We start from the raw sequence: 23,322 nt of genomic DNA on the forward strand, positions 1-23,322 counted from the left end.
GACGCCTGTCGGCGTTGTCCTTTTCGGATTTCGGGAATACGCCTCATGAAGGTCATGATTGCCACCACGCCGAACCGGGATTACGCGACGACGTTCCCGCCGGTGGGTGCATTGAGCGTCATTAATTACGCCCGCCAGAACGCCGGCCCGGACTTCGAGTACGACTTCTTCAACATTGACGCCCTGCGCCCCAGCCGCGAGGAGGCAATCCGACGCATCGTCGATTTCCGTCCCGACGTGCTGGGCATCAGCGCAGTGGTCTCCACCGCCTACAAGTTCGTGAAGGAGCTGACCGCGGACGTCCGGGCGGCATTGCCGGACACGTTGATCGTGGTGGGCGGCAACCTCGCCAGTGCGGCCGAGCTTCTTCTCAAGCGTACCGCCACCGACATCTGCGTCCCCGGCGAGGGCGAGAAGGTATTCACCAACATCCTGCTTCGCCTGCGGAGCACCCGCGACCTGAGCCAGTTCCACGACATTCCGGGAATGGTTCTGCTCGACTCCCAGCGTCGGCTGGTCAACACCGGCGACGAGGAACAGCTGCCGCCCGAGGAGGCCTGGAACTACGACTGGGCCGACATCGAGCGGGCCGGCCTGATCGACCATTACATTCATCCCGTCTTCAACGAAAAGGGCGAGGCCTGCTGGCCCTATCTGCGCGATCCTCGCACCTACCAGCCCCACCGCGCCGGCAAGCGGCTTGCCGTGCTCAATTGCGTCAAGGGCTGCGTCGCCCGCTGCACCTTCTGCCATCGCAACCAAAAGGGGATCCGGCATCTCCCGGTGGCAACGGTGATGGAGCGTCTGGACCATATCATGGAGCGCTACAATGTCGGCTTCCTGTACATGGGCGCCGAGACCTTCGGCGCCGACAAGCGCTGGCTGGGCGAGTTCCTGGACGAGATCGCCAAGCGCGACGTGATCTGGGGCGCCGGCGGCGTGCGGGCGAACACGCTGACCCCCGACTGGATCAGGCGGATGAAGGAGGCGGGCTGCGTCAACCTGTCCTATGGCAACGAGACCGGCTCGGAGCGCATGCTCGCCATCATGGAGAAGAAGGTCTCCGCCGAACAGAACTACCAAGCCATGCGCAACGCCATCGAGGCGGGCTTCCCGACAGGCATGCAGTTCGTCCTCGGCATGCCCGGCGAGACCGAGGAAACGGTCCGCGAGACCATCGACTACATCAAGTTCGGCACCACCCTGTCACCCGAACTCAATCCCGACATGTTCGCGGTCGGCTATGCGCAGGCGCTGCCGGGCACGCCCCTTTACGAGTACGCCCGCCACCACGGCTACATCAAGCCGGGCTTGGACGGCGAGGAGCAGTACCTGCTGTCCATGTCCAATCGCGACGCCTGCGACCCCGAGGTGGCGATCAACTTCACCGACACCCCGCGCCTGCGCTGGCTTGCCTGGCGGCAGTTCATCTCCATCGAGGTATATTTCAACTATTATAACAAGTATGGCGCCGAGCACTATTTCCGCACCATCGCCCGCGACATCCGCTACATCGGCGGCTACCATTCCGGTACCGCCTCCATCGCATCCCGGATTCTGGGGCCGCATCTCGAAGCCATGAAGCAGGGACGGCCCCTGCCGCTTGCGGTGCTGCCGCGGCTGCTGCGCTCAGACAAGCCGGGTCTGGCCATGACCTTCTATCCCGCCCTGTTCTACCGGCTGCGCCACTTCGTGACGCTGATCGCCTTCGCCCGCACGATCCGCACCGATGGCAAGGCCAAGGCCTTTTCCCTGCTGGTCGATTGGATGTGGAAGCGCATCACCGACCCATGGCGCAAGAAGGTGTTCAAGTACGAGTACAAGTCGTTGCGCAAGATCGTCGAGGACCTGGGCCCGGTTCCCGGCGAGCCCGACGGCATGCTGCCGCTGCGCCAGGGGCGCTAACGCCATGGCCGCCCCGGTCGTCGCCCTTATTCCCGCGCGCAAGGGCTCCAAGCGCGTGATCAACAAGAACATGCAGCCCTTCCACGGGCGCCCCATGGCCGCCTGGACACTGGACCTGGCCGAGAGCTGCGGGTGCTTCCAGCGCGTTTTCGTCAGCACCGACGACGACGGCCTGGCCGATCTGGTGGCCGATCGCCCACTGTTCGAACTCGCCCGCCGCCCGGAGGACTTGGCCAACGACACCGCCACCGTCCTGCAGGTGATCGGACAGGTGGCGGCGGCGAGCGATCTGCCGGGTGACACGGTGATGGTGCTGCTTCAGGTCACCGCGCCGCTGCGGGTGACCAGCGACATCACCGAGGCGTTGCGCCTGTTCGATCTGCACGGCCGCCGCCGCACGGTGGTTTCGGTCAGCGAGAACATGTATCCCCCGGCGCTGTCGTGGACCATCCAGGACGACACGCTGGTGCCGGTGTTTCCCACCGATGGCCCCGCCGTCACCCGCAAGCAGGCCCATGCCGCCAGCTTTCACTGGAACGACATCGTCCTGGTTGACACCGTTGCCGGCTTCGCGTCACCGGGGCGGAACCTGTTCGGCCCCGACCCTGTACCCCTGGTGTGCCCGCGCGAGCGTGGCGTGGCGATCGACTATCCGGTACAGCTGACCATGGCGGCGGCACTGTTTCCGCCCCACGACGAAAGGACCGAGGCATGACCCGTTTCTCCGGAGTGCTATCGACGCCGATGGCGCCGTTCGATGCCGACGGCCGGCTGGATGACGGCCGGTGCGACGCCTTCGCCGCGTGGCAGGCCGAATCCGGGGTGACTGGCATGTTCTGCCTGGGCACCTGGGGCGGTTTCGCCCTTCTGGACATGGACGAGCGTCGGCGCCTGACCCGCAGCTGGTGCCAGGCCGGGCGCCGCCATGGGGTCAAGGTCTTGATCCAGGTGGCGGCCTTCTCGCCCGCCGATGCCGCCGCCCTGGCAAAGCTAGCCGAGGACGAGGGCGCCGACGCGGCGGCCAGCGTGGTTCCGCTGTATTACAGCAATGCCAAATACTTCTCGTTCGACGACTACCGGAATTATTTCGCGACCCTGGCGAAGGCGACCAGGCTACCGCTCTACCTGTACAACAACGCTCGCACCACCGGTGTGCTGATGACGCCAAAGGAGTTCGTGGCGCTGGTCGAGGCGGGCCTTGCCGGCGTCAAGGACGGTTCCAAGGATCCCGGCTGGATTCTGGAAGCCCAGGACCTTCTCGCCCAGCGCGGACTGAGCGCCGAGATCATTCCCGGCAACACCTCGGCGATGGCCTATGCCGCCGCCTACGGCCTGCAGGCCTGCATGGCCGGCGCCGCCGTGTGTTTCCCGCGCCTGGCCGCCCAGTCCTGGGCGGCGATGGCGGCGGGCAATGTGTTCGAGGGCGCCGCCCTTCAGCGCAAGTTGATGGCGGCGCGGCGCCTGCTCGGCGCCTTCGGTCCACAGGCGCCGGCCAGCCACGCCCTGCTGGCCCGCATGGGTCACCCGCTCGGCACCTCGCGCTCGCCCTGGCCTTCGATCGACGCGGGGACGATGGATCGTCTGGTGGAGGACCTGCGCCAACTCGGCGTGCCGGACCTCGCCTGAACCATGGGCGGGACCTGTTCTGTCCTATGCCTCGATTTCGACGGCGTCATCCTCGAATCGGTCGATGTCAAGGACCAGGCCTATGGCCGGCTGTTCGAAGGCATCGGTGACGACGTGCGCGACCGGATCTTGGTCGAACACCGCTCGACGCCCGGCGTCCCCCGACCGGAAAAGGTGCGACGTCTCTATCGGCTGGCCTTCGGACGGCAGGCCGAAGACGCTGAGGCGGACCGGCTGGTGGCGCGGTATGCCGGCCTGGTCGCGGCTGGTATGCGGGCCAGCCCGCCGGTCCCCGGCTTCATGGCGCTTGCGCAGTCCTGCGACCTGCCCCTTTATGTGGTGACAGCGGCGCCCGAGGACGAAGTCCGCGGGATCGTTGCCGAAAGGGGATGGAGCGGAATGTTCCGAGACGTCATGGGTGCGCCGCGTGCCAAGTCGGACCTGTTGCGCGACGTCTGCCGCCGCGAGAACGTGGCGCCGGCCGACATCCTGTTCGTGGGCGACCGCCCCAACGACCACCGGGCCGCCGTGGAGGTCGGGGCCGCCTTCATCGGACGCGTGCCGTCCGGTGCCCCGTCGCCGTTCCCGGCCGATGTCACGGTCGTGCCGGACCTGACCCGTCTCCTCGGGGCGCGGTAAGGCGACAGCCATGGCCCGCGACTTCCTGGTGCTGACCGAGCTGACCCTGCCGCGCCTGCTTGTCGCGGCGGCTCTCGGTCGCCGGCCGGCCGTGCTGGCGGTCGATCCGGCCCTGCCGCCGCTGCGGCGGCCGCTGGAGCGCTTGCTTTCCGTCCTGGCCGCCGCCGGCCGCGCCCAGACCGTCGCCACCCTGTTTCCCGCCATGGATGCCATGGTGCGCAATCCCAACCTGTCCAGCCTGGAGGACCTGTTCGCCGACCTTGAGCCATGGCAGAACGTCCGCTACCGCTTCGCCGAGGCGGACAGGGATCCGGCCTACGGCATGGCCTACAAGCAGGTGACCTGCAAATACCTTCAGGACCGCTACGCCCAGCTGATGTTTCTCAAGGCGGCGCGCGCGGATGGCGGCACCGTCACCGTGGCGGGGCGCTGGCGCGACGCGGCGGATCTCGACTCGGCCTGGACCGGCAGGCCTGCGGCGGGGCCGAGGTCGGCACACATCCTTGGCGTGGCGCTCAACGGTCTGCTGGCGCTTGCCATGGTACTGGCCTGCTGGGCCTGGATCGCGCCGCGCATCCGGCGCCGGGTCGAGCCCCGCGAATGGTTCCTGGCCGCCGATTATCTGAAGGATGCCCGCGATTGCCGGGTCTATGCCGAGGCCGCGGACGGTGGCCCGGTGCTGCTGGTCAAGCGCAATCCGACCATGGATCCGGCGGCGGTGCCCTGCGGTGCCGGTCTTCCCGCCTGCGAGGCCGATGACGGGCTGTTCACCCCCGGCCAGGCGGCGGCGGCGGCGGTCCTGGCCCTGGTCCACACCTTCGCCATTCTGCGCCGCTGGTACTGGAGCGCACCGGCCCATTTCTTCGCCCTGGCCGCCTTGCCCCACAAGCGCATCCGCATCCGCGCCCTGCTGCAGCGCCACCGCCCCCGCCACATGTGGTGCCGCGACGAGTACAATGTCGAGCATATCCTGCGCACCCAGGAGCTTCACCGCATCGGCGCCCGTTCGCTGGGGCTGATGCACGGCATCCAGGCGCTGGCCGACCTCAATCCGCGACGCCGCTACGTCGATTTCGACGTCTTCTACGTCTTCGGCCTGCACCTCATCGACCGGCTCTATCGAACCACCTGGGCACCGCACATGAAGGTCCAGCCGGTGGGCAGTTTCGGGTTCACGCGGGAGCAGCTGGCGGCCGGAGCTCGGCAGGGTTCGGACGTGGTGGCGATCTTCGGGAATATCTGCCTGCGTCAGCCGGAATTCGCCGCCACGGTCCGCGGCATCGCCATCGCCTTTCCCCAACTCCGGGTGGTGGTGAAGCCGAAGCTGGGCCGGGAAGACCCTGGTTTCGGGCCGTTCTGCGCCCAAATGGGCGAGGGCCTTGCCAACGTCGAGGTCGAGACCGGCGATGCCGGCGAGCTGATGGCGCGGGCTCGATACGTGGTGTCGGATGCGTCCACCGTAATCGCCGAGTCCATCCATCTCGGCGTGCCGGCGGTCATGTTGGACGTCGCGCCGGACCATCGCACTTGCCTCTATCGCGATTTCCCCGGCCTGTGCCAGACTACTCCCGAGGCGGTGGTCGCCCGCCTGCGCGGATTCGAGGACGGCGGCGCGCCGTTCGACCGCGCCGCGCACGCCTCGCTGGTCGATCTGTCGGGCCGGCATTTCCTTGATTTCATCCGGGCCGATCTTGGCCTGCCGGACCGCTGGGGAGCGAACCGGTGATATCGCTGATCCGTACCATCTTCTCGTTCGTCGATCGCGGCAACCGCTCCAGGCTCGCCCTGCTGCTGGCCATGATGATCGCCACCGCCCTGTTCGAGATGGCCAATCTCGGCCTGGTCCTGGTCCTGATGAAGCTGGTGAGCGCCCCCGAGCTGGCGGCGCAGTGGCTTCCCTTTCTGGCGGGCATGGAACAGCGCACCCTGCTGATTCTGGCCGCACTCGCCTTCGCCGTGTTCTTCTTGGGCAAGACCCTGGCGGTCTGGCTGCTGATACGGACCACGAACCGATGGTCGGCGGTGATGATGGCGGAATTCCAGAGCGGGGTGTTCCGTCACCAATTGCGGCGCCCGTACCTGCATTGCCTGACCTCGTCCTCCACCATGACCCTCCAGAATACGGTGATGAGCAGCTACCGTGCCTTCGAATCGGTGCGTGTCATCCTCAACATCCTGATCGAGCTGCTGCTGATGGGTGCCACCGGGCTGGTCCTGGTGTTGGTGGAGCCCTGGGTGGTTGCCGGCGGGGCGGTGGTCGTGGGCATCCTGGCCTTCGCCTTCCACCGCATCGTCGGGCCGATCTTCCAGCGCTTCGGCAGCCAATTGCTGCGCTCCGAGCACCGCCTGATCGGCGTCACCACCCAGGCCTTCCATTCGTCACGCTCGATCAAGCTGCATCATTGCGAAAGCCATTTCGAGCAGGTGTTCCGGGCGGCGGCCGAGACCGATACCGAGTACCGCGCCCGCTCCTTCACCTTCCAGCACATCCCCAGGCTGATGCTCGAGGCGGCGCTGATCCTCGGCTTCGTCATCGCCATCATCGCGCTGTTGCTGACCCGCGGCACGCTGGAGGGCATGCTGCCCACCCTGGGTGTGTTCGCTCTGGCTTCGATCCGCCTGCTGCCGTCCTTCAACCGGGTGCTGCAGTACCTGGGGGAACTGCGCCAGCGCGAAAGCTCGGTGCGCCAGGTCGATCGCGACCTGGCCGCCCTGGCCGGCGAACCCGAGGAGAACGACGGGAGCGACGTCGCACCGCTGGTGTTCCGCACCGGGCTGGACCTGGACGGGGTGGGCTTCCGCTATCCCGGTGCGGAGGTCCAGGCCCTCAGCGACGTCAATTTGAAGGTCGGGCATGGCGAATCCGTGGGCCTCGTCGGCGCGTCCGGCGCCGGCAAATCGACGCTGGTGGAAATCATTCTCGGCCTGCTGCCCCCCACGTCGGGCCGGATGCTGGTGGATGGAGTCGATATTGCCGGCCGGACACGGTCATGGCAGGCCTGCCTCGGCTATGTGCCGCAACACGTCTACCTGCTGGACGACACCCTTCGGCGCAACGTCGGCTTCGGCCTGGCCGACGAGGCGATCAGCGAGGAGCGGGTCTGGGCGGCGCTGGAGCGGGCGCATCTCGCCGAGGTCGCCCGCTCCCTGCCCAACGGCCTGGACACCATCCTGGGCGAGAACGCCATGCGCCTGTCCGGCGGCCAGCGGCAACGCCTGGGCATCGCCAGGGCGCTCTACCGGGAACCGCCCGTGATCGTGCTGGACGAGGCGACCTCGGCGCTGGACAACGAGACGGAGTTCCTGGTGGCCCAGGCGCTGGACGAACTGGCCGGCGAGAAGACCCTGTTCATCGTCGCCCATCGCCTGAGCACCGTCCGCTGCTGCGACCGGCTGGTATTCCTGGATCGTGGGCGCATCGCGGCGGTGGGGTCCTACGGCCAACTGATGGAAACCTGCCCGGATTTCCGCCAGCTGGTGCGCCACGGCGAGTTCGCCACCGCCGTGGCCGAATAGACGGCGTCAGTCCAGGCCGGCGGCGCACCAGACTTCGCTGCCCGGCTCGGGAATTGCGTTCCGCGACAGCCCCTCGATGGCGGCGCGACCCATGGCCAGCACCGCCTCTTCGGCACTGCCGCCGATATGCGGGGTGACCAGGACATTGGGAAGCCGAAGCAGCTCGAGATCGTCCGGCGGCTCGCGGTTGAGGACGTCGAGGCCGGCGGCCGCCAGCCGCCCATCCATCAGCATCGCCTTCAACGCCGCCTCGTCGACCAGACCGCCACGGGCGCAGTTGATCAGGATCGCGTCCCGGCGCATCAAGGCCAGCCGGTCCGCCGAGAGCAGATTGCGGGTTCCCGCTCCACCGGGCAGGTGCAGGGTGACAATGTCCGATTCGGCGAGAAGATCCTCGAGGCCGCGCTTCTCGACGCCCTGGGCGCGGTAGAAGTCGGGGAAGTCCAGGATGTCGTGGGCCAGCACGCGGCAGCCGAAGGCCTTGAGCAGCGGGGCGAGGTCCTTGCCGATATGCCCGCAGCCGACGATTCCCACCGTGCGCTCGGACAATTGCCGGCCCATCAGCTGGCGCCATTCACCGCCGCGGACTTCGGCGTTGCCGCGCGGCACGTGGCGCAGCAGGGCGATGGCGAAGCTGATCACCAGCTCGGTCACCGAGCGCTTGTTGACCCCGCCGGTCCAGCCCAGCCGCAATCCGCGCCGGCGCATGGCCTTGAGGTCCAGCATGTCCAGCCCGACGCCGTACTTGCCGACCACCCGAAGCTCAGGCAGGGCGGCGAAGACCGCCTCGTCCAGGCGCTCCAGCGCGGTGATGGCGGCGTCATGGCCGGCGAGGAAGGCGACCAGCGCCTCGCCCTTCAGGCTGAGGCCCTCGTCGTTGAAGGTGATCCGGGCGTCGGGATGGCGGGCCAGCAGCTCGGCGCGCAGGATGGGATGGCGCGAGAACGAACGGGACGCGACGGCGATCCTCATGCCAGCAGCTCCTCGATCAGGGCGGGCAGGTGGTCGAAATGGCCGAGCAGGCGGTCGGCGCCCAACTCGGCCGCCGGCATGCGGGCATAGCCCCAATCGACGCACACCACCGGCATTCCGGCATCGCGGGCGGCCAGCACGTCGGTGCGCGAATCGCCGACATAGAGGGCGGGCAGCCCGTCGGCGCCCATGCGCCGCAGGGTCTCGCGCACATGCTCGCCGTCGGGCTTGCGGCGCGGGAAGTCGCCGCCCAGGACGGCGTCGAAATGCTCCGCCAGGCCCAGGGCCGCGAGCACCACCAGGGTCATGGCGTGCGGCTTGTTGGTGCAGACGCCCAGCCGGCACCCGGCCTGGCGCAGGCGAGGCAGCAGCGTGCGCACGCCGTCGAACACCACCGTCTCGTCGGCGGGATGGGCGCGGTAATGGGCGAGGTAGCGCTCCACCAGGGCGGGAACGGCGCCCCGGTCGGCGGGCGCGCCGGTGGCGGCCCAGGCCCGCTCCATCAGCGGCCCGGCGCCCTCTCCCACCATGTCCTGCACCGCCGCCAGGGTCAGCTTCGGCCGCCCTTCCTCGGCCAGCAGCCGGTTCAGGGCGGCGCGCACGTCGGGGGCGCTGTCGATCAGGGTGCCGTCGAGATCGAAGACGATGGCGGCCGGCCTCATCGCCCGCCATCCTTGTCCAGCCACGCCAGCCGGTGCCAGATCACCCGCCAGTCGCCGCGGCGGTAGTGCCAGAAGGGCGGAATCTTGGAATAGACCCACTGGCTCCAGGTGCAGACCTCGTCCAGCAGGATGCGGTCGCCCGGGCGCCAGGGATAGTCCGAGAATTTCACCTCGGTGCCGTCGACCAGGCGCTTCCACAGCTTGTTGCAGCAGTAGAAGCAGGTCCGGTCCGACCGCGTCGCCCGCAGCAGGCGGAAATATTCGGCCACCACCGGCGGGTCCATCTCCTGCATGGAGACGATGTTGACCGCCAGATCGACGGGGGCGGCGGCGATGGCGGCGGCATTGTCGGCCTGCACCGCGATCACCCGCACCCCCGCATCGGCCAGGGCGGCCTCCATCTCGGCCTCGCTCCGGACCAGGGCGATGCCGATGCCGGGCAAAGCCTGGGCGATGAACACCATGTCCAGCAGCAGCGGCTTGGTGAGGTTGACCGACACCACCTTGCGCCCGGGCCGGTCCAGCAGCAGGTGCGACGCCATCATGCCGTAGCCGTCGCCGATGACGCAGGACACGCGGTCGTCGCGATCCAGCGGCAGGTGGTGGCGGATCAGCGCCAGGCTCAGCGAGTGGCGCAGCAGGTCGTAGGTGTAGGCGCGCCGCTGGCGCTCGGCGATGACATGGCCGATGGCCAGCGCCTGCGCCAGCGGCGCGAAACGGCGGCCCATCCGGCGGAACGGCGCCTGCAGCACCCAGTGGGCGAAGCGGTTGAAGGCGCCGCGCTTGCGCGACACCATGCCCAGCACGCTTGAGCCGGTGACGGTGCCGTCGGCCTGGACGCTGAATTCCTTGACCCCGTCGCGCCAATAGGCCGACTGGCTACGTTCCCCGGCATCCGCCTCGGCCTCGAGGGCCCTGAGGGCGTCGAGGCCCGTCAGCATCTCAATAGGTTCCCCACAGCGGATCGGCGGTCAGCGCGTCCTCGACCACCTTGGCGTCACCGGGGCTGTCCACCGAGAAATACGCGGTGGCCGGGAAGGGGGCGACGCGCTGGAACCAGCCATTGTCGGGAATGCGGTTGGAATCGCAGGATTCCTTCCTTTCCAGCGGCGATTCCGGGGTCTCGGTGAAACGCTTCAGGGCGTGCCAGCGGAAGCCGAAGATGCCGCCCACCCGGCGCGCCCCCAGCTCGGGCGAGAACTGTTTCGCATAGGGAATGGGCGCGCGCGACGTGTAGAGCACGTTGCCCGCCAGGTCATGGATGATCTTGACGATATCCGGGTTGCGCCACATCCCCTCGTCGGTGATGTGGACGCCCAGCATGGTTCCCTCCACCGCCGGATCGTCGAGGAAGGGCTGCACCACCGCCGCGATCATCTCGGGCGTCAGCATGGGCTCGTCGCCCTGGACGCAGAGCACCAGATCGTCCTCGGCCACCGCCGTGCCGCATTTGGTCGCGGCCTCGGCCACCCGGTCGAGCGCGCGGGTATGGGTGTCCTTGGTCATGATCACCGGCCAGCCCTTGGCGGCGGCGAAATCGGCGATCTCGGCATCGCAGGTGCAGACCGCCAGCACGTCCCAGCGCGGATACTTGGCGGCGCGCAGGACGCAGTGTTCCAGCATGGGCCGGCCCAGCAGCGGGAACAGCGGCTTGCCCGGAAACCGGCTGGCGGCCATGCGGGCGGGGACGAGGCCGATGATCTTCATTGCGGCGTCTCCTGAACGTTCGCGGCGAGCCATTGGGTCAGCGCCTCGGCGGCCAGCTTGTGCCCCAGCGGCGACCAGTGGCCGTCATGGGCGAAGTGGGTTGGGGCGAATCCGGCCGCCAGGAAGGCCGGCAGCGGATCGACGGTGGCGATGCCTCGCCGCGCCAGCTCGACCAGTACCGACTCCCGAAGCTGGCGAGAGGAGGCGTCCTGGTCGCGAATCTCGAAGCGGGTCGGCACCACCAGCACGACGAACGGCGTTCCCTCCGGCAGCTTGCGTTGCAGGTCGAGGACGGCGTCGGCAGTCTTGCCCACCACGGAATCCATCTCGGAGGCGGTACGGTGGTGGTGTTCGACGTGGGTGGGATTGACGAGACCGACCACCTGAAGGGCCTGGTTCACCACATCCACCCGCTTCACCGCGACCGCAAAGAAATTGTACAGCGCGCTGTGGTGGGTCAGAGCCATCTTGACGTCGATCAGCCGCATGGCCTCGTCCGGCTCCGGTGCCGCGCGAGCCGCGGCGGCGGCGGCGCGGCCGGCGCAATCGTAATTGGCCATGTCGTTCTCGAGGATCAATCCGAGCACGACGGCACCTGGGCGGACATGGGCCGGCATGCGGTCGTAAAGGGCCTGATAGCCGCACAGGTCGGTACCCGGGCTCGCCACGTTGTAGGTGGGATATCCCGCGGCGGCGAGCGCCGAGCTGTACATTTGATCCCGTTCGACACCCCAGCCGAAGGTCATCGAATCGCCGATCACCCAGATGCGGCCGTCGGCCGCGCCGACCGGCTCATCGTTGCGCAGGCCGGATTCATTCAACCGGATGTGGGACCGGAAGTCGCCGTTGTTCTGCGAGAACCAGCCGTCAAACCCGGCCCGGCCGATGGCGAAGGGCCCATGTCCGGGCACGTGGCCCAGCTCGATGAACCGCCCGGAATAGAACTCCTGCCAACGCGGCATCAGGACCCGCAACGCCGCCTCGGCCATGCCGGCCAGGATGGCGACGCCCAGAATCAGGGCGAATGCCGCCCCGGTCAGCGACGGATTGTCGCCGCCGTGGCGGCGCCGTCGCTTCATGCCGCCTTCCTTCCGATCACGTCGAACAGCGCGCCCTCGCGGGCGATGGTGCCCAGCCACGACATCTGGGTGACGAAGCGGCTCCAGCGGGTGCCGGGGTCGGTCTTGTCGAACAGGCCGGGCGCGTCCTCGCCGGCGCTGTCCAGGATGGCCGGCGAGCAGTTGAGGTACTCGATGCCGTTCTCGTCGAACCAGCCCAGCACCTCGTCGATGGAATGCCAGGTCTCGTGCGGATTGAAGTATTGGTCCTTGATCCACACCTCGGCCTTGCGGGCGTCGCGGATGCGGTTGCGGACCACGTAGTCGATCTTGGGACCCAGCAGGCGGATCAGCTTCGAGCGCATCCAGGTGGGGAAGCGCGAGGGCATGTTGTAAAGGCCCACCATGACGAAGCCGCCCGGCTTGCACTTCTTCACGATGCTGGCGAAGGCGCGGCGCGCGTCGAAGGTGTGGTGCAGCACGCCGTGGCTGATGACCACGTCGAACGAGGAATCCTTGATGGCCAGCTCGAAGATGTTCATCTGGCAGAAGCCGGGCCGCGTCAGCTGGTTGCGGGTCTTGTGCTCGACCGCCAGGCCCAGCGAGGCCAGCGACAGGTCGATGCCCAGCACGTGGTTGTTGTTGAGCTGCAGGAAGTTGCTCATCTGGCCGGTGCCGCAGCCGCATTCCAGCACCGTCTTGTTGTGGCCGATGGCGTCGAGCAGCTGACGCGAGAACGGGTTGGACAGGCCCTTGCTGACCAGTTCGCCGTATTCCTCGAGCCCTTCGTAGCTGGGAAACGGCGTCTCCTCGTAGAACGAGCGGATGCGGGCGGTGACGTCCGCGCCTTCCTCGGGCGAGGGGTGGTAGAGCGACGGGATGCCGCGCAGCAGCGGGAAGGCCTCGCCGGTCTCGGGGCAGCGCAGGCCGTCGGCGGTCACCGCGATGGTGGTGTCGTCGCCCTTTCCCGGCGCCTTCAGCAGCGGCAGGATGCGGTCGGAGAACAGGGGAAGCGTGGTCACTGCGCCTCCTTCCTCAGGACGAAGTTGCCCAGCACCAGCATGTCCATCTCGGTTCCCATGAAGCAGCGCCAGGCGTCGTCCGGGGTGCAGACGATGGGCTCGTCGCGGATGTTGAAGCTGGTGTTGACCAGCACGCCGTAGCCGGTCACCGCCTTGAAGGAGTCCAGCAGCCGGTGCAGGCGCGGATTGCGCCCGGCATCGACGGTCTGGATGCGGGCGGAATGGTCCACATGGGTGATGGCGGGGATGTCGCTGCGCGCCACCTTCAGCTTGTCGATGCCGAACAGCCCTGCTTCCTCGGCGGTCATGGCGCGGCGGCGCTTTTCGGCCACCGGGGCGACGATCAGCATATAGGGCGACTCCGCCGCCAGATCGAAATACTCGGCGGAATCGTCCTTCAGCACGATGGGGGCGAAGGGGCGGAAGCTCTCGCGGTACTTGATCTTGAGGTTCAGCACCGACTGCATGCGGGGCGAGCGGGCGTCGCCCAGGATCGAGCGGTTGCCCAGGGCGCGCGGCCCGAATTCCATGCGGCCCTGGAACCAGCCGACCACCTTCTCGTCGGCCAGGGCGGCGGCGACGGTGGTGAACAGGGCGTCGTCGGCCAGTTCCTCGGCCTTGGCGCCCCGGGTCTCGATCAGCTTGAGGATGTGGTCACGCCCGAAATCCGGTCCCAGCAGCGAGCCCTGCTGGGCATCGTTGGGATGGACCATGCGCGGCGCGCCGCCGACCTCGTGGGCGATGGACAGGGCCACGCCCAGGGCGGCGCCGGCATCGCCGGCGGCGGGCTGCACCCACAGGCGGCGGAACGGCCCCTCGCGCAGCAGGCGGCCGTTGGCGACGCAGTTCAGCGCCACGCCGCCGGCCATCACCAGGTCGTCCTCGCCGGTGATGCGCCGGGCGGTGGCGGCCAGGCGCATCACGATCTCCTCGGTCACCGCCTGCAGCGAGCGGGCCAGGTCCATGTGTTTCTGCGTCAGCGGCTCCGAGGACCGCCGCGCCGGCCCGCCGAACAGCTCGGCGAAGGCGGCGTTGGTCATGGTCAGCCCGGTGCAATAGTCGAAATAGCGCTGGTCCAGGCGGAACGACCCGTCCTCCTTGATGTCGATCAGGTGGTCGCGGATCAGATCGACGTATTTGGGCTCGCCGTAGGGGGCGAGGCCCATCACCTTGTATTCGCCCTCGTTGACCTTGAAGCCGAGATAATAGGTGAAGGCGGAATAGAGCAGCCCCAGGGAATGGGGGAAGCGGATCTCGGACAACAGCTCGATGCGGTTGCCGTCGCCGCGGCCGATGGTGGTGGTGGCCCACTCGCCGACGCCGTCCATGACCAGGATCGCCGCCTTCTCGAACGGCGACGGGAAGAACGCCGAGGCGGCATGGCTGTGGTGGTGGAAGCCGAAATACAGCTTCTCGGCGGCGATGGTGCCGCGCCCCAGACGGTTCAGGCCCTTGTGGATCAGCTCCTTCTGCAGGATCTTTTCCTTGACCCAGACCGGGATCGCCTTGGCGAACGAGGTCAGGCCCCTGGGCGCGAAGGAGACGTAGGTTTCCAGCAGCCGGTTGAAGGTCAGCAGCGGCTTGTCGTAGAAGCCGACGCGATCGACCTGCTCCAGGCTCACCCCGGCCGCATCCAGGCAGTACTGGATGGCATGGGCGGGGAAGCCGGCATCGTGCTTGACCCGGGTGAAGCGCTCCTCCTGGGCGGCGGCGATGATCTCGCCGTCGCGCACGATGGCGGCCGCGCTGTCGTGGTAGAACGCCGAAATGCCCAGGACGATCATGGGGCCGCCGTCAGAAGATGGCGTAGATGAAGGGCGCGATGGCGGTGCTCTGCGCCGCGATCAGCAAGGCGCCCAGCGCCAGCAGGCCGAGGATGATCGGCGCCAGCCAGAACTTGCGGTACACCCGCATGAACTTGAACAATTGCCCCAGGACGCTCAGCATCGGTTCGCACTCTGATTAGAACAGGTCGGGATAGGTGTCTGGACCGGCGCGGCGGCCGACCGGTTGCAGGTAGCTCTTGGCCGCGGGGTCGAGGCGGCGATGCATGGGGTCGTTGCCCGCCAGCCGCATCAGCACTCCGACCGGAGTGACCACGGCATAGAAGAACAGCCCCAGCACCAGCCGGTTGTTGACGTGCCCTAGGCCCGCCACCAGCCGCCCCCACAGGCGGTTCAGCGGCAACAGCACGGCCGGTGCCGCCAGGGCCAGGGCCAGAAACACCGCCGACGCCGTCATCGCCCACGTCAGCACCACATCGAACGCGAGGAAGCCGACCGCGGCGATCATCGCGAAAACCGCGGTGAAGGTCAGGCCGAAGGCCCGGTTGGTCTGACGCGCAACCATGATTGGACTGGAGTTCCTGCGAAGCTGTTGCGACTGGGCGCCGGCAATTCCCGCCATCCGGCCGGCATGCCCGTACCCACCGGAAAGGCTGGCGGATTATACCGACGGCAAGGCTTATGGGAAGGAAGAAAACGCGGACGGCCTCGCCGGGGCATCGACGGACCGGCATGGCTTGCCATGTTGGCACGCCTGAAGCACACTCCGTTCCGATGACGTCCCCTCTTCCGCCCTCACGCAGGGACACCCCCCCGCAGCCCCGGCCCGGCTTCGTCCCGATGACGGTGGCATGGGTGGTCGGCGTGGCGCCGGTCCTTTCGCTGGTCTCCAATCGCGGATTGGTGCCGCTGGTGGTCCTGGTGGCCGTGGCGGTGGTCGCCGCCGCCATCCGCGACCGGCGCCGACCCTGGCATGACGGCACCCTGCCGCCGGTCCTGGCGGCAGGGCTCGGCGCCCTTATCCTGTGGGGCTTCGCCAGCGCGGCCTGGGAGCACACCGAAGGCCTGGCGGTGCGGAAGGCCTTGGCGCTTTCAGCATGGATGGCCTGCGGGAGCCTGCTGCTGGCGGGGTTCGCTAGGCTGACCGCCGCCGATCTGGTTCGGGTCACGCGGGCCGCCGCCTGGGGCATCGGCGGGGCGGTGGCATTGGCCGTGGCCGAGGGCTGGATGGGAATGCCGCTGACCATCCTGATGAACGAATGGCGCAATCCCGACGTGAGCGTCGCCGTAAACGCCACCCGGTTCAAGGCGGGAGCAACCGTGGTCGTGCTGTTGGGCATACCCACGGTCGCCGGGCTGGCGTTCAGGGGACGTCGGCTGGCGGCCGGGGTCACCCTTGTTGCCGTGATTGCCCTCGCGGTGGTCTCTTCGAGCCTGTCCGCCATGCTCGGCCTTGGCGCCGCCGTAGCGGCCGCCGCACTCTGCCTGGTGCCACGCATTGGAACCTGGGCGGTCGCGGCAGCCCTGGTGGCGGTGCTTGCCGGCGTTCCCCTCCTGCGTCAGCTCCCGCCAACCGAGCAGCTGGCGGTGTCGCTGCCGTATTTGCCCAATTCCACCCTGCACCGGACGATGATCTGGAAGTTCGCCGCCGACCGGATCGCGGAGCGGCCGCTCCTGGGGTGGGGTCTGGAGGGGTCGCGGGCGTTGCCGGGTGGTGACGACGACGCCCTGGTCCACATGCACGGCTATATCGGTCCAGCCGACCAACCCAACCGGCCCTTGGGCTTGATCGTCCAGCGGATGCAGCAGATGCCGCTGCACCCCCATAACGCACCGCTCCAGATCTGGGTGGAATTGGGGGCGATCGGCGCCCTGCTGGCGGCGGCGGTGCTGCTGACGCTGCTAAGGCTGGCCAATGCGGCGGCGCCAGCGGTGCGCGCCCCCCGGGTGGCGACCCTGGCCGCCGGCTTCGCCATGTCCACGGTTTCCTTCGGCGCCTGGCAGAGCTGGTGGCTGATGGCGGTGTGGCTGGCGGCGTTGATGGCGGTGGCGTTCACCGATCCGGTTCGGCTCGCCACGGATCGCCCAGACGCCGGGCGATGATCCGGGCGACCAGGGCGTTGCCGTCCTCGGTGTAATGAAATCCCTGGAACAGCCGATCGGGGCTGCCATCGGCGCGAAATGCGGGATCGAGATCGATCACCGACAATCCGGCCAGGCGCGACAGCCCCCGCTTCAGCCGCTGCGCGGTCAGTTCGGCACTGAGGCGTCCGCCCAGACCTGCATAGCGCCGCGGCGACGGCAGCATGACAAGGTGAAAATGCGCACCCTCGGCCTCGGCCAGGCGGCGCGCCTGATCGATCACCTCGACGAACAGCTCGACGGAGTCGCGACCGGGTCCAGGGACCAGCCCCAGCCGGTCGCGCAGCCGGCGCAGGAGCAGGACGGATTTCAGTCCCGCCTCGGCCGGCGTCTCATGGACCTGGGTTTCGACCGCGGCGGGGTCATCGGCGAGGCCAGCCTCCAGGAACGCCGCGACCTGAAGATCGAGGTCGGGACGGGCGGCTTCAACATCCTGCCGCCAGCCCGGTTGGAGGGCCGACAGCAGCAGCGGAGCAGCCGCTTCCCGCCCGATGTCCTGCAGCAGGTCGTTACCCTCGAAATAGACCCAGATCACATGGTCAGTCTTCAGCCCCGGCAGGTACTCCCGCAGGGTCGCCAGTTCGGTCAGCGGCCCGTTCCCGGCCATGCCGAGTGCCAGCACACCGCCCTCCGCTCCGCGGCGTAGCCGGTCCACGAAGGAACGACCCGAGGGCACGCAGGCGCCGTGGACGAAGGAATCCCCCACCACCACCGCCGCCAATCGCGGCCGCTCCCAGAGTCCGCGGGGATTGTTGAATCCTCGTTCATCGGAACGGTAGACCAGCCAGTCCCGCCCCTCTCGGCAGAATACCGTCTCCACCTCTGGCAGGCCGGCCAATGGCATGATCTCCCGCCCGGCGGCGTCGCTGAAGCGGGAGCGCGGACCGCCGCTTCCGTCGTTCCGCAGCACCAAGCTGGGTAGCAGCGCCGGATAGGCCCGGACGCCCGAGGCCCGCAAGTCGGCGACCACCTCGCGCCGGGTGCGCGGGTCGATGTCGCCCGCTGCCGGCGGCGCGGCGGGACCGGTCAGACCGGCACGTAGCGCCAAGTCGGCCAGAAACACCCCGAGCGCCGCAGCCACCAGGGCCGCCAGGACGACACCCTGGCCGCCGCGCCACCACCAGGCCGAAACCAACACCAGACCCGCCGTCGCGACGAGACCGGTCAAGCCGACCGCCAGGGGAACCGCACCCAGATACCTGAGGGTCATTGCCGCCGCCGCCAGCAGCGCGAGGCCGAAAAGGGCGAGCAGGCCCCTGGCCGCCACCTAGCGCCCCTCTGTCCTGGCGAAGAACCGCTCGAAGGCGACGCGGGCGATGGCCTCGTAGCCGGGTGCCAGAGGGTGGTCGTCGTCGCGGAACGGATAGACCTCGCGCTGCTCGCGCAGCAGCGACACCAACGCCGGGCGGGCGTTGGCCCAGGCGATGCCGGCCCCGTCCAACACCTTGGCGAACCGCCCCTCAAGCGCCGCTTCCTGCTCGACCACCGTCAGGAACTCGGGCGGCAGGGTCTGTCCCGCCTCCTCCAGATAGGTCTGGAAGACGCTCTGCTTCGACGGAATGAAGACGATACCGAAATCGACGCCCTGGGTCCTCGCCCGTCCCGCCATCTCGACGAACAGCGCCTCGGTGAGCGGCGCGGCGATTTGCATCCACTCGGCTGCGGGATCGGAATTGCCGGCGGTGAAGACGTTGAAGGCCTTGCTGATATAGGTATCGTTGCGGCCGTCGCGGAACACCACGGTTCCGGGTTCGGCCTTACGCGACAGCGCATAGTTCAACGGATCCACCACCAGGGTGCCGACGGCGCTGCCCAGAGCGGTGCGGCGCACCGCCAGCTTGAGGCGTTGACCCAGGGTTGGGCCTTGCACCTCGACGTTCGGCGCGGTCGTCACGCCGCCGGCGCGGCGCACGCAGGCCTCGACGTCGATACCTCGCCGGTCGGCCCAGTCCTTCCAGTACACGATGCCGAACATCTTGCAGACGTCGTTGAGATCGTTGGGCAGATGGATGCCCAGCAGGACCACCCGCGGCTTCTTCTCCAGCGCCTTGTCCAGCAGCCAGGAATAATGCAACGGTCCGTAGCCGCCGATGCCGAAATTGTAGACCGACACCCCGGCCATGCGCCCGAGCTGCTGCGGCCATGATTGCGCCGAGCCGACATTGTAGCCGTACGTCATGGAATCGCCCAGTGTCACCAATTCAGGGCGGGCGGGCGGATCGGGATTGCGAAAGCCATCGCGATCGATCTCGGGAAAGCTGGGATCGACTGTCTTCAGCAGGACCGGATGGGCCAGTGTATGCCCCGATTTTTCAAAGATGGGAAACGGCGAAAACAGGCGTAGCGCCACCTCCGCCACCCCCAGCACTACCGCCACGCCGATGATGAAGGCCATCAAAGCGCCAGTACGCGACGTTGACTCCACGTCCTGCTCCTAGAGTTCGGGGATTTTCGAGTCCAGATCCCAGCGCGCCTTCCACTCGGGATCGGCGCAATAGATGCGGTAGACCAGCTCCATGGTCCTCAGCGCGTCGTCGGACGAGCCGCAGGCGATGGCGCCGCCGTTCAGCACCGCGTCGGCGAATTCGGCCACCTCGTCCTCCCAGCTGGGATCGCGGTTGTAGCGGGTGGTCTGCTCCTTGGGGTCGCCGCCGTCGTCGGGCGACGCCCAGGCCACCGTCAGGGTCTCGGCGCCATAGGATTTCGAGCCCGACAGGATGCCGGACAGCTGGATGGTGCCCTTCGACAGGGTGATATCGAGACCGAAACGATGCCGCCACTGGGTGGCCGAGGAATGCAGCATGGCGACCACGCCCGAATTCGAGCGCATCAGCGCAAAGGCGTTGTCCTCGACGTCGTGGTGCCAGAAATCGTTGCTGACGAAGGCGTGGATGTCGGCGAACTCGCCGGCGAACAGGCGGATCAGATCGACCATGTGGATGCCCTGGTCGAGCAGGATGCCGCCGCCGGCGATGGCCCGCTTGGTCCGCCAGTGGGTGGGCGAGCGGAAATCGATGATCTTGGACTTGCCGTAGATGCCGCGCAGGTTGAGCACACGGCCCAGCTCGCCCGACTGCACCAGCGCCAGGGCGTCGCGCACCGAATCGTGGTAGCGGTGGTTGAAGCCGTATTTCAGCTTGAGGCCCGGGTGGCGCTTCTCGCAGGCGATCACCGCCGCGATGTCGGCGAGATCGCGGCCCGGCGGCTTCTCGCAGAAGACGTGCAGGCCGCGCTCCAGCCCGGCCATGGTGACCTCGGCGGCGACGTCGTTGGTCAGGCAGACGAACAGCACGTCCAGGTCTTCGTCGAGCAGGCGCTGGTAGTGGGCGTAATGGCGCACGCCGTCGGCAAACGCCCCCTCGCCGTCCAGGCGCTGGTCGCACACCGCCACCGTGACCATGTCGGCGCGGGAATCGATGACCTGGCGGCGGCGCTGGCCGACCACGCCGTAGCCGGCGATGCCCACCTTGAGGCGCCCGGCCATCAGCCGGCCTCCGGTGTGCGGTACCATCAGCCGGCCTCCGGCGTGCGGTAAAGGTCGGACAGGACCGGGTCGGGGCGGCCCAGGCGCACCGACTGCTCGGGCGCATCGACGCGCACCGCGGCGCCGCCGGCCTCGTCGGAGCGGTAGAAGGCGTGCAGCAGCTTCAGCGTCGCCATGCAATCGTCGCGGCTGACCGGATAGGGGGTGCCGTGACGCAACGACGCGGCGATGTCGTCGTACATGGCGGCGTGGCCGTAGCCGTAGACCGCGCCCTGGCCCTGGATGCCCTTGAAGTCCTCGCAATTGGCGGCGCAGGCGGACGCGTCGGGGGTGAACACCTGCAATTCGTTGACGGCGATGCCGCCGATCTGGGCCAGGCCCTTCTCGCCGACGAAGGAGATGGAGGCCTCGAAATCGTCGGGGCGCGCCGCGGTGGTCACCTCCAGCACGCCGACCGCACCCGAGGCATAGGTCAGGGTGGCGACCACGGTGTCCTCGACCTCGATGTCGGCGCCCAGGGTGCGCATGGTCGCGCTCACCGTCTCGACCTCGCCGCCCAGGTAGCGCAGCAGATCGACGTGGTGGATGCCCTGGTTGGTCAGGCAGCCGCCGTCATGGCTGAAGGTGCCGCGCCACGGCGCGAGGTCGTAATAGCGTTGCGGCCGGCACCAGCGCACCCGCACCCCGACGATGCGGATGGCGCCCAGCTCGCCGGCCTCCAACGCCTGGCGCACCCGCCGCACCGCCTTGTTGTGGCGGTTCTGGAACACCGGGAAGACCGAGACGCCCTTGGCGTCGGCCAATTGCCACAGCGCCGTCAGCTGCTCGGGCCGCATCACCGTCGGCTTCTCCAGGATGACGTGCTTGCCCCAGCGCTCGATCATCTCGGCGGCGTGCTCGAAATGCATGCCCGAGGGGGTGATCACCGCCACCACGCCGATGTCGGGATGCTCGGTCAGCATGCGGCGGTAGTCGGTATAGGCGGGGCAGCCGAAATCCTTCGAATACGCTTCCGCCTTGTCGGCCACCAGGTCGCAGACGGCGGCCAGCGACACGCCCTCGGCGGCGACGACGTTGCGGGCGTGGTGTCCGGCGATGCGGCCGCATCCGATCAGGGCGACCTTGATGGTGTTGCTGCGCAAGTGGCGGTCCCTACCTTCGGCTGAAGGGGTGCATATCACCGTTGAGCAGTCTTTTCCAGACTCCCATGTCCACCGGGCTGAGGACCTGCCCATACGGCAGCGGCGGCGGTGCCCCGGCAGCCTCGAGGGCGTGCGGCAGGTCGTCCAGGGTGACGGCCTCGGCCTCGATCCCGGCCGGCAGCACGTCGATGGAGATGCGGTCCGCCAGCAGCAGGCGGAAGGCGGGCAGCCCCAGCAGCAGCGCCTCCAGGCCCGAGGCGCCGGTGGCGTAAAGCACCGCCGACAGCTTGGCATGGCCGCCGATGCCGGTCTGCGTCCGGCGCAAGCATCCCCGGTCGGCGAAGTCCAGGGGATACATGGGATGCTCCTTGACCAGCACCTGGCGTCCCGTGGCGGCGATGCGCCCGGCCGCCTCCACCTGCCGCTCGGCCACCGCCGGGATGGCGGACAGCGGCACGAAGACCGGGCCGTCGGGATCGAAGGGGCGGCCCGCCAGGGGCTGGATCCGCCACGCTCCGGCATCGCCCAGCCGCTCCTTTGGAACGCCCCAGGCGGCCAGCTCCGCCAGGTAGGCGGGGCCGTCGGCGGCGATCAGGTCGGGCAGCGCGGCGGCGCCGTCGGCATTGGCGTGGATGGCATAGTTGATCTGGTGGCGGCCGATCACCGTGTGCTGATAGCCCACCGTGCGGATGCCGAGAGTGCGCGCCGCGCGGGCAAGGTCGCGCTCCCAGCCGTGATTCTCCCACGGCCAGCACGCCACGCGGGGCCGGACCGCCGCCAGGAACCGGCGCTGGCAATGCATCTGCCAGCGGTTCATGGCCGGGCCGCCGCCGCCGTTCTCGCGCATGGCGGCGCGGCGGAGCAGCCAGAAATCCGCGCCGTCCCCTTCCCGGCGGCGCGGGCGCCACGACCACAGCGGCATGGTCAGGGCGAACAGCGCGCTGCCCCAGCCGTGCAGGCTGGCGGTGCGGCCGTCGGCGGCCAGAAGGGCGGCGCGCGGCGGCGGGCAATCGGTGTGCAGCAGGCGCCGTGTCTCCGGCAGCTCGGCCATCAGGGTGCCGAAATAGGCGTCGAAGCCGTCGGCCCGGCTGGCCGGGTGGCCGTAGACCAGCAGCACCGGGTCGCCACCCTTGATGGCGCCGCGCCAGCGCCGCGCCGCCACCGCCGAACGGGCCAGCCGCAGCGCCAGCAGGCCGCGCGCGGCGAAACCGCGCAGCCGCAGCTTGAGTTCGGTGAGAGCGAGCGGCGGCGCGGCCCCCGCCTGCACCCCGGGCAGCGCCGCGAGGCGGCGGAACAGCCAGGGATCGTCACACAGCATCAGCACCGGATCGGAGCCGGCGGCCAACTCGCCGGCCAGCCGGACCCAGGCCAGCATCAGCCCGAAATCCGAGCCGAAGGCGCCGCAGGCGACGGTATGGGACAGCGCGCCGCCGGGATCGGCAGCGTGGGCGCGGCCCAGCCGCCACCAGGTTTCCGACGAATCCTCGAAGGCCCGCTCCAGCCGCCGCTCCAGATCGGGCAGGCGGGTGGCCGCGTCATTGAAACCGGGGGTGCCGGTCACCGCCAGCCAGTGCCGCCAGCTGCCGGCGGCGGGCAGGTCGCGCGAGGTACGCAAGGTCAGCGGCATGGCGGGTTTCGGCGGATTTGCAGCAGGGGGTGGTTG

Annotated in this window: 21 protein-coding genes; 7 read left to right on the forward strand and 14 right to left on the reverse strand. The window is 68.6% G+C overall.

Going from position 1 to position 23,322, the window contains the following annotated elements:
• Positions 1-45: 45 nt before the first annotated feature.
• From MTBUT4_RS09520 to MTBUT4_RS09545, 6 genes are read left to right on the forward strand one after another with little or no spacing between them, the layout of a single operon-like run.
• Positions 46-1,905, forward strand: a complete 1,860-nt coding sequence (locus tag MTBUT4_RS09520) for a B12-binding domain-containing radical SAM protein (protein WP_173979451.1) — start codon at positions 46-48, stop codon at positions 1,903-1,905.
• A 4-nt stretch (positions 1,906-1,909) separates the two neighbouring features.
• Positions 1,910-2,620, forward strand: a complete 711-nt coding sequence (locus MTBUT4_RS09525; protein ID WP_173979452.1) for a cytidylyltransferase domain-containing protein — start codon at positions 1,910-1,912, stop codon at positions 2,618-2,620.
• Positions 2,617-3,531 carry a dihydrodipicolinate synthase family protein gene (locus MTBUT4_RS09530; protein WP_173979453.1) on the forward strand — a complete coding sequence of 305 codons (915 nt, stop codon included), beginning with the start codon at positions 2,617-2,619 and terminating at the stop codon, positions 3,529-3,531. The genes MTBUT4_RS09525 and MTBUT4_RS09530 overlap by 4 nt, the downstream gene beginning before the upstream one ends.
• A gap of 3 nt (positions 3,532-3,534) precedes the next feature.
• The gene (locus MTBUT4_RS09535; RefSeq protein WP_173979454.1) at positions 3,535-4,170 is read left to right on the forward strand and encodes an HAD family hydrolase; all 636 of its coding nucleotides are present in this window, start codon (positions 3,535-3,537) and stop codon (positions 4,168-4,170) included.
• A gap of 10 nt (positions 4,171-4,180) precedes the next feature.
• Positions 4,181-5,896: a hypothetical protein gene (locus MTBUT4_RS09540; RefSeq protein ID WP_173979455.1), complete on the forward strand. Its 1,716-nt coding sequence runs from the start codon at positions 4,181-4,183 to the stop codon at positions 5,894-5,896.
• Entirely contained in the window at positions 5,893-7,686 is a 1,794-nt protein-coding gene (locus MTBUT4_RS09545) for an ABC transporter ATP-binding protein (RefSeq protein ID WP_173979456.1), read from the forward strand. Before MTBUT4_RS09540 ends, MTBUT4_RS09545 begins: the two co-directional genes overlap by 4 nt.
• 6 nt (positions 7,687-7,692) lie before the next feature.
• On the opposite strand, the gene MTBUT4_RS09550 is transcribed toward MTBUT4_RS09545, so the two are convergent.
• From MTBUT4_RS09550 to MTBUT4_RS09590, 9 genes are read right to left on the reverse strand one after another with little or no spacing between them, the layout of a single operon-like run.
• Complete coding sequence (locus MTBUT4_RS09550; RefSeq protein WP_173979457.1) at positions 7,693-8,658, reverse strand: phosphoglycerate dehydrogenase; 966 nt, start codon at positions 8,656-8,658, stop codon at positions 7,693-7,695.
• Positions 8,655-9,320, reverse strand: a complete 666-nt coding sequence (gph, locus tag MTBUT4_RS09555) for a phosphoglycolate phosphatase (RefSeq protein WP_173979458.1) — start codon at positions 9,318-9,320, stop codon at positions 8,655-8,657. Before gph ends, MTBUT4_RS09550 begins: the two co-directional genes overlap by 4 nt.
• Positions 9,317-10,261: a putative sugar O-methyltransferase gene (locus MTBUT4_RS09560; protein ID WP_173979459.1), complete on the reverse strand. Its 945-nt coding sequence runs from the start codon at positions 10,259-10,261 to the stop codon at positions 9,317-9,319. Before MTBUT4_RS09560 ends, gph begins: the two co-directional genes overlap by 4 nt.
• 1 nt (position 10,262) lies before the next feature.
• Complete coding sequence (locus tag MTBUT4_RS09565; protein ID WP_173979460.1) at positions 10,263-11,027, reverse strand: 3-deoxy-manno-octulosonate cytidylyltransferase; 765 nt, start codon at positions 11,025-11,027, stop codon at positions 10,263-10,265.
• Positions 11,024-12,106 (reverse strand): hypothetical protein, encoded by a 1,083-nt coding sequence (locus MTBUT4_RS09570; RefSeq protein WP_173979461.1) that lies wholly within the window; start codon positions 12,104-12,106, stop codon positions 11,024-11,026. Before MTBUT4_RS09570 ends, MTBUT4_RS09565 begins: the two co-directional genes overlap by 4 nt.
• Positions 12,103-13,107 (reverse strand): bifunctional 2-polyprenyl-6-hydroxyphenol methylase/3-demethylubiquinol 3-O-methyltransferase UbiG, encoded by a 1,005-nt coding sequence (locus tag MTBUT4_RS09575; protein WP_173979462.1) that lies wholly within the window; start codon positions 13,105-13,107, stop codon positions 12,103-12,105. The genes MTBUT4_RS09570 and MTBUT4_RS09575 overlap by 4 nt, the downstream gene beginning before the upstream one ends.
• On the reverse strand, positions 13,104-14,891 hold the full coding sequence (locus tag MTBUT4_RS09580; protein WP_173979463.1) for a carbamoyltransferase: 1,788 nt from the start codon (positions 14,889-14,891) through the stop codon (positions 13,104-13,106). Before MTBUT4_RS09580 ends, MTBUT4_RS09575 begins: the two co-directional genes overlap by 4 nt.
• A 10-nt stretch (positions 14,892-14,901) precedes the next feature.
• Positions 14,902-15,054: a DUF5989 family protein gene (locus MTBUT4_RS09585; RefSeq protein ID WP_173979464.1), complete on the reverse strand. Its 153-nt coding sequence runs from the start codon at positions 15,052-15,054 to the stop codon at positions 14,902-14,904.
• 15 nt (positions 15,055-15,069) lie between these two features.
• Entirely contained in the window at positions 15,070-15,456 is a 387-nt protein-coding gene (locus MTBUT4_RS09590) for an SxtJ family membrane protein (protein WP_173979465.1), read from the reverse strand.
• A 275-nt stretch (positions 15,457-15,731) separates the two neighbouring features.
• Between MTBUT4_RS09590 and MTBUT4_RS09595 the strand changes: the two genes are divergently transcribed.
• Positions 15,732-16,994, forward strand: coding sequence for an O-antigen ligase family protein (locus MTBUT4_RS09595; RefSeq protein WP_173979466.1), 1,263 nt, complete (start codon positions 15,732-15,734; stop codon positions 16,992-16,994).
• Here MTBUT4_RS09595 and MTBUT4_RS09600 read toward each other — a convergent pair.
• Genes MTBUT4_RS09600 through MTBUT4_RS09620 form a run of 5 tightly spaced genes read right to left on the reverse strand, consistent with a single transcriptional unit; the run spans position 16,945 to position 23,286 of the window.
• Entirely contained in the window at positions 16,945-18,300 is a 1,356-nt protein-coding gene (locus tag MTBUT4_RS09600; protein WP_173979467.1) for a hypothetical protein, read from the reverse strand. The genes MTBUT4_RS09595 and MTBUT4_RS09600 overlap by 50 nt on opposite strands.
• Positions 18,301-19,428, reverse strand: coding sequence for a hypothetical protein (locus MTBUT4_RS09605; protein ID WP_173979468.1), 1,128 nt, complete (start codon positions 19,426-19,428; stop codon positions 18,301-18,303).
• 39 nt (positions 19,429-19,467) lie between these two features.
• The gene (locus tag MTBUT4_RS09610) at positions 19,468-20,544 is read right to left on the reverse strand and encodes a Gfo/Idh/MocA family protein (protein WP_254434801.1); all 1,077 of its coding nucleotides are present in this window, start codon (positions 20,542-20,544) and stop codon (positions 19,468-19,470) included.
• Positions 20,544-21,659 (reverse strand): Gfo/Idh/MocA family protein, encoded by a 1,116-nt coding sequence (locus MTBUT4_RS09615; RefSeq protein ID WP_254434802.1) that lies wholly within the window; start codon positions 21,657-21,659, stop codon positions 20,544-20,546. Before MTBUT4_RS09615 ends, MTBUT4_RS09610 begins: the two co-directional genes overlap by 1 nt.
• Before the next feature lie 10 nt (positions 21,660-21,669).
• Positions 21,670-23,286 (reverse strand): hypothetical protein, encoded by a 1,617-nt coding sequence (locus MTBUT4_RS09620; protein ID WP_173979470.1) that lies wholly within the window; start codon positions 23,284-23,286, stop codon positions 21,670-21,672.
• Between the last annotated feature and the right edge of the window lie 36 nt (positions 23,287-23,322).

Source organism: Magnetospirillum sp. UT-4, from assembly GCF_902729435.1.
Taxonomy (GTDB): Bacteria; Pseudomonadota; Alphaproteobacteria; order Rhodospirillales; family Magnetospirillaceae; genus Magnetospirillum.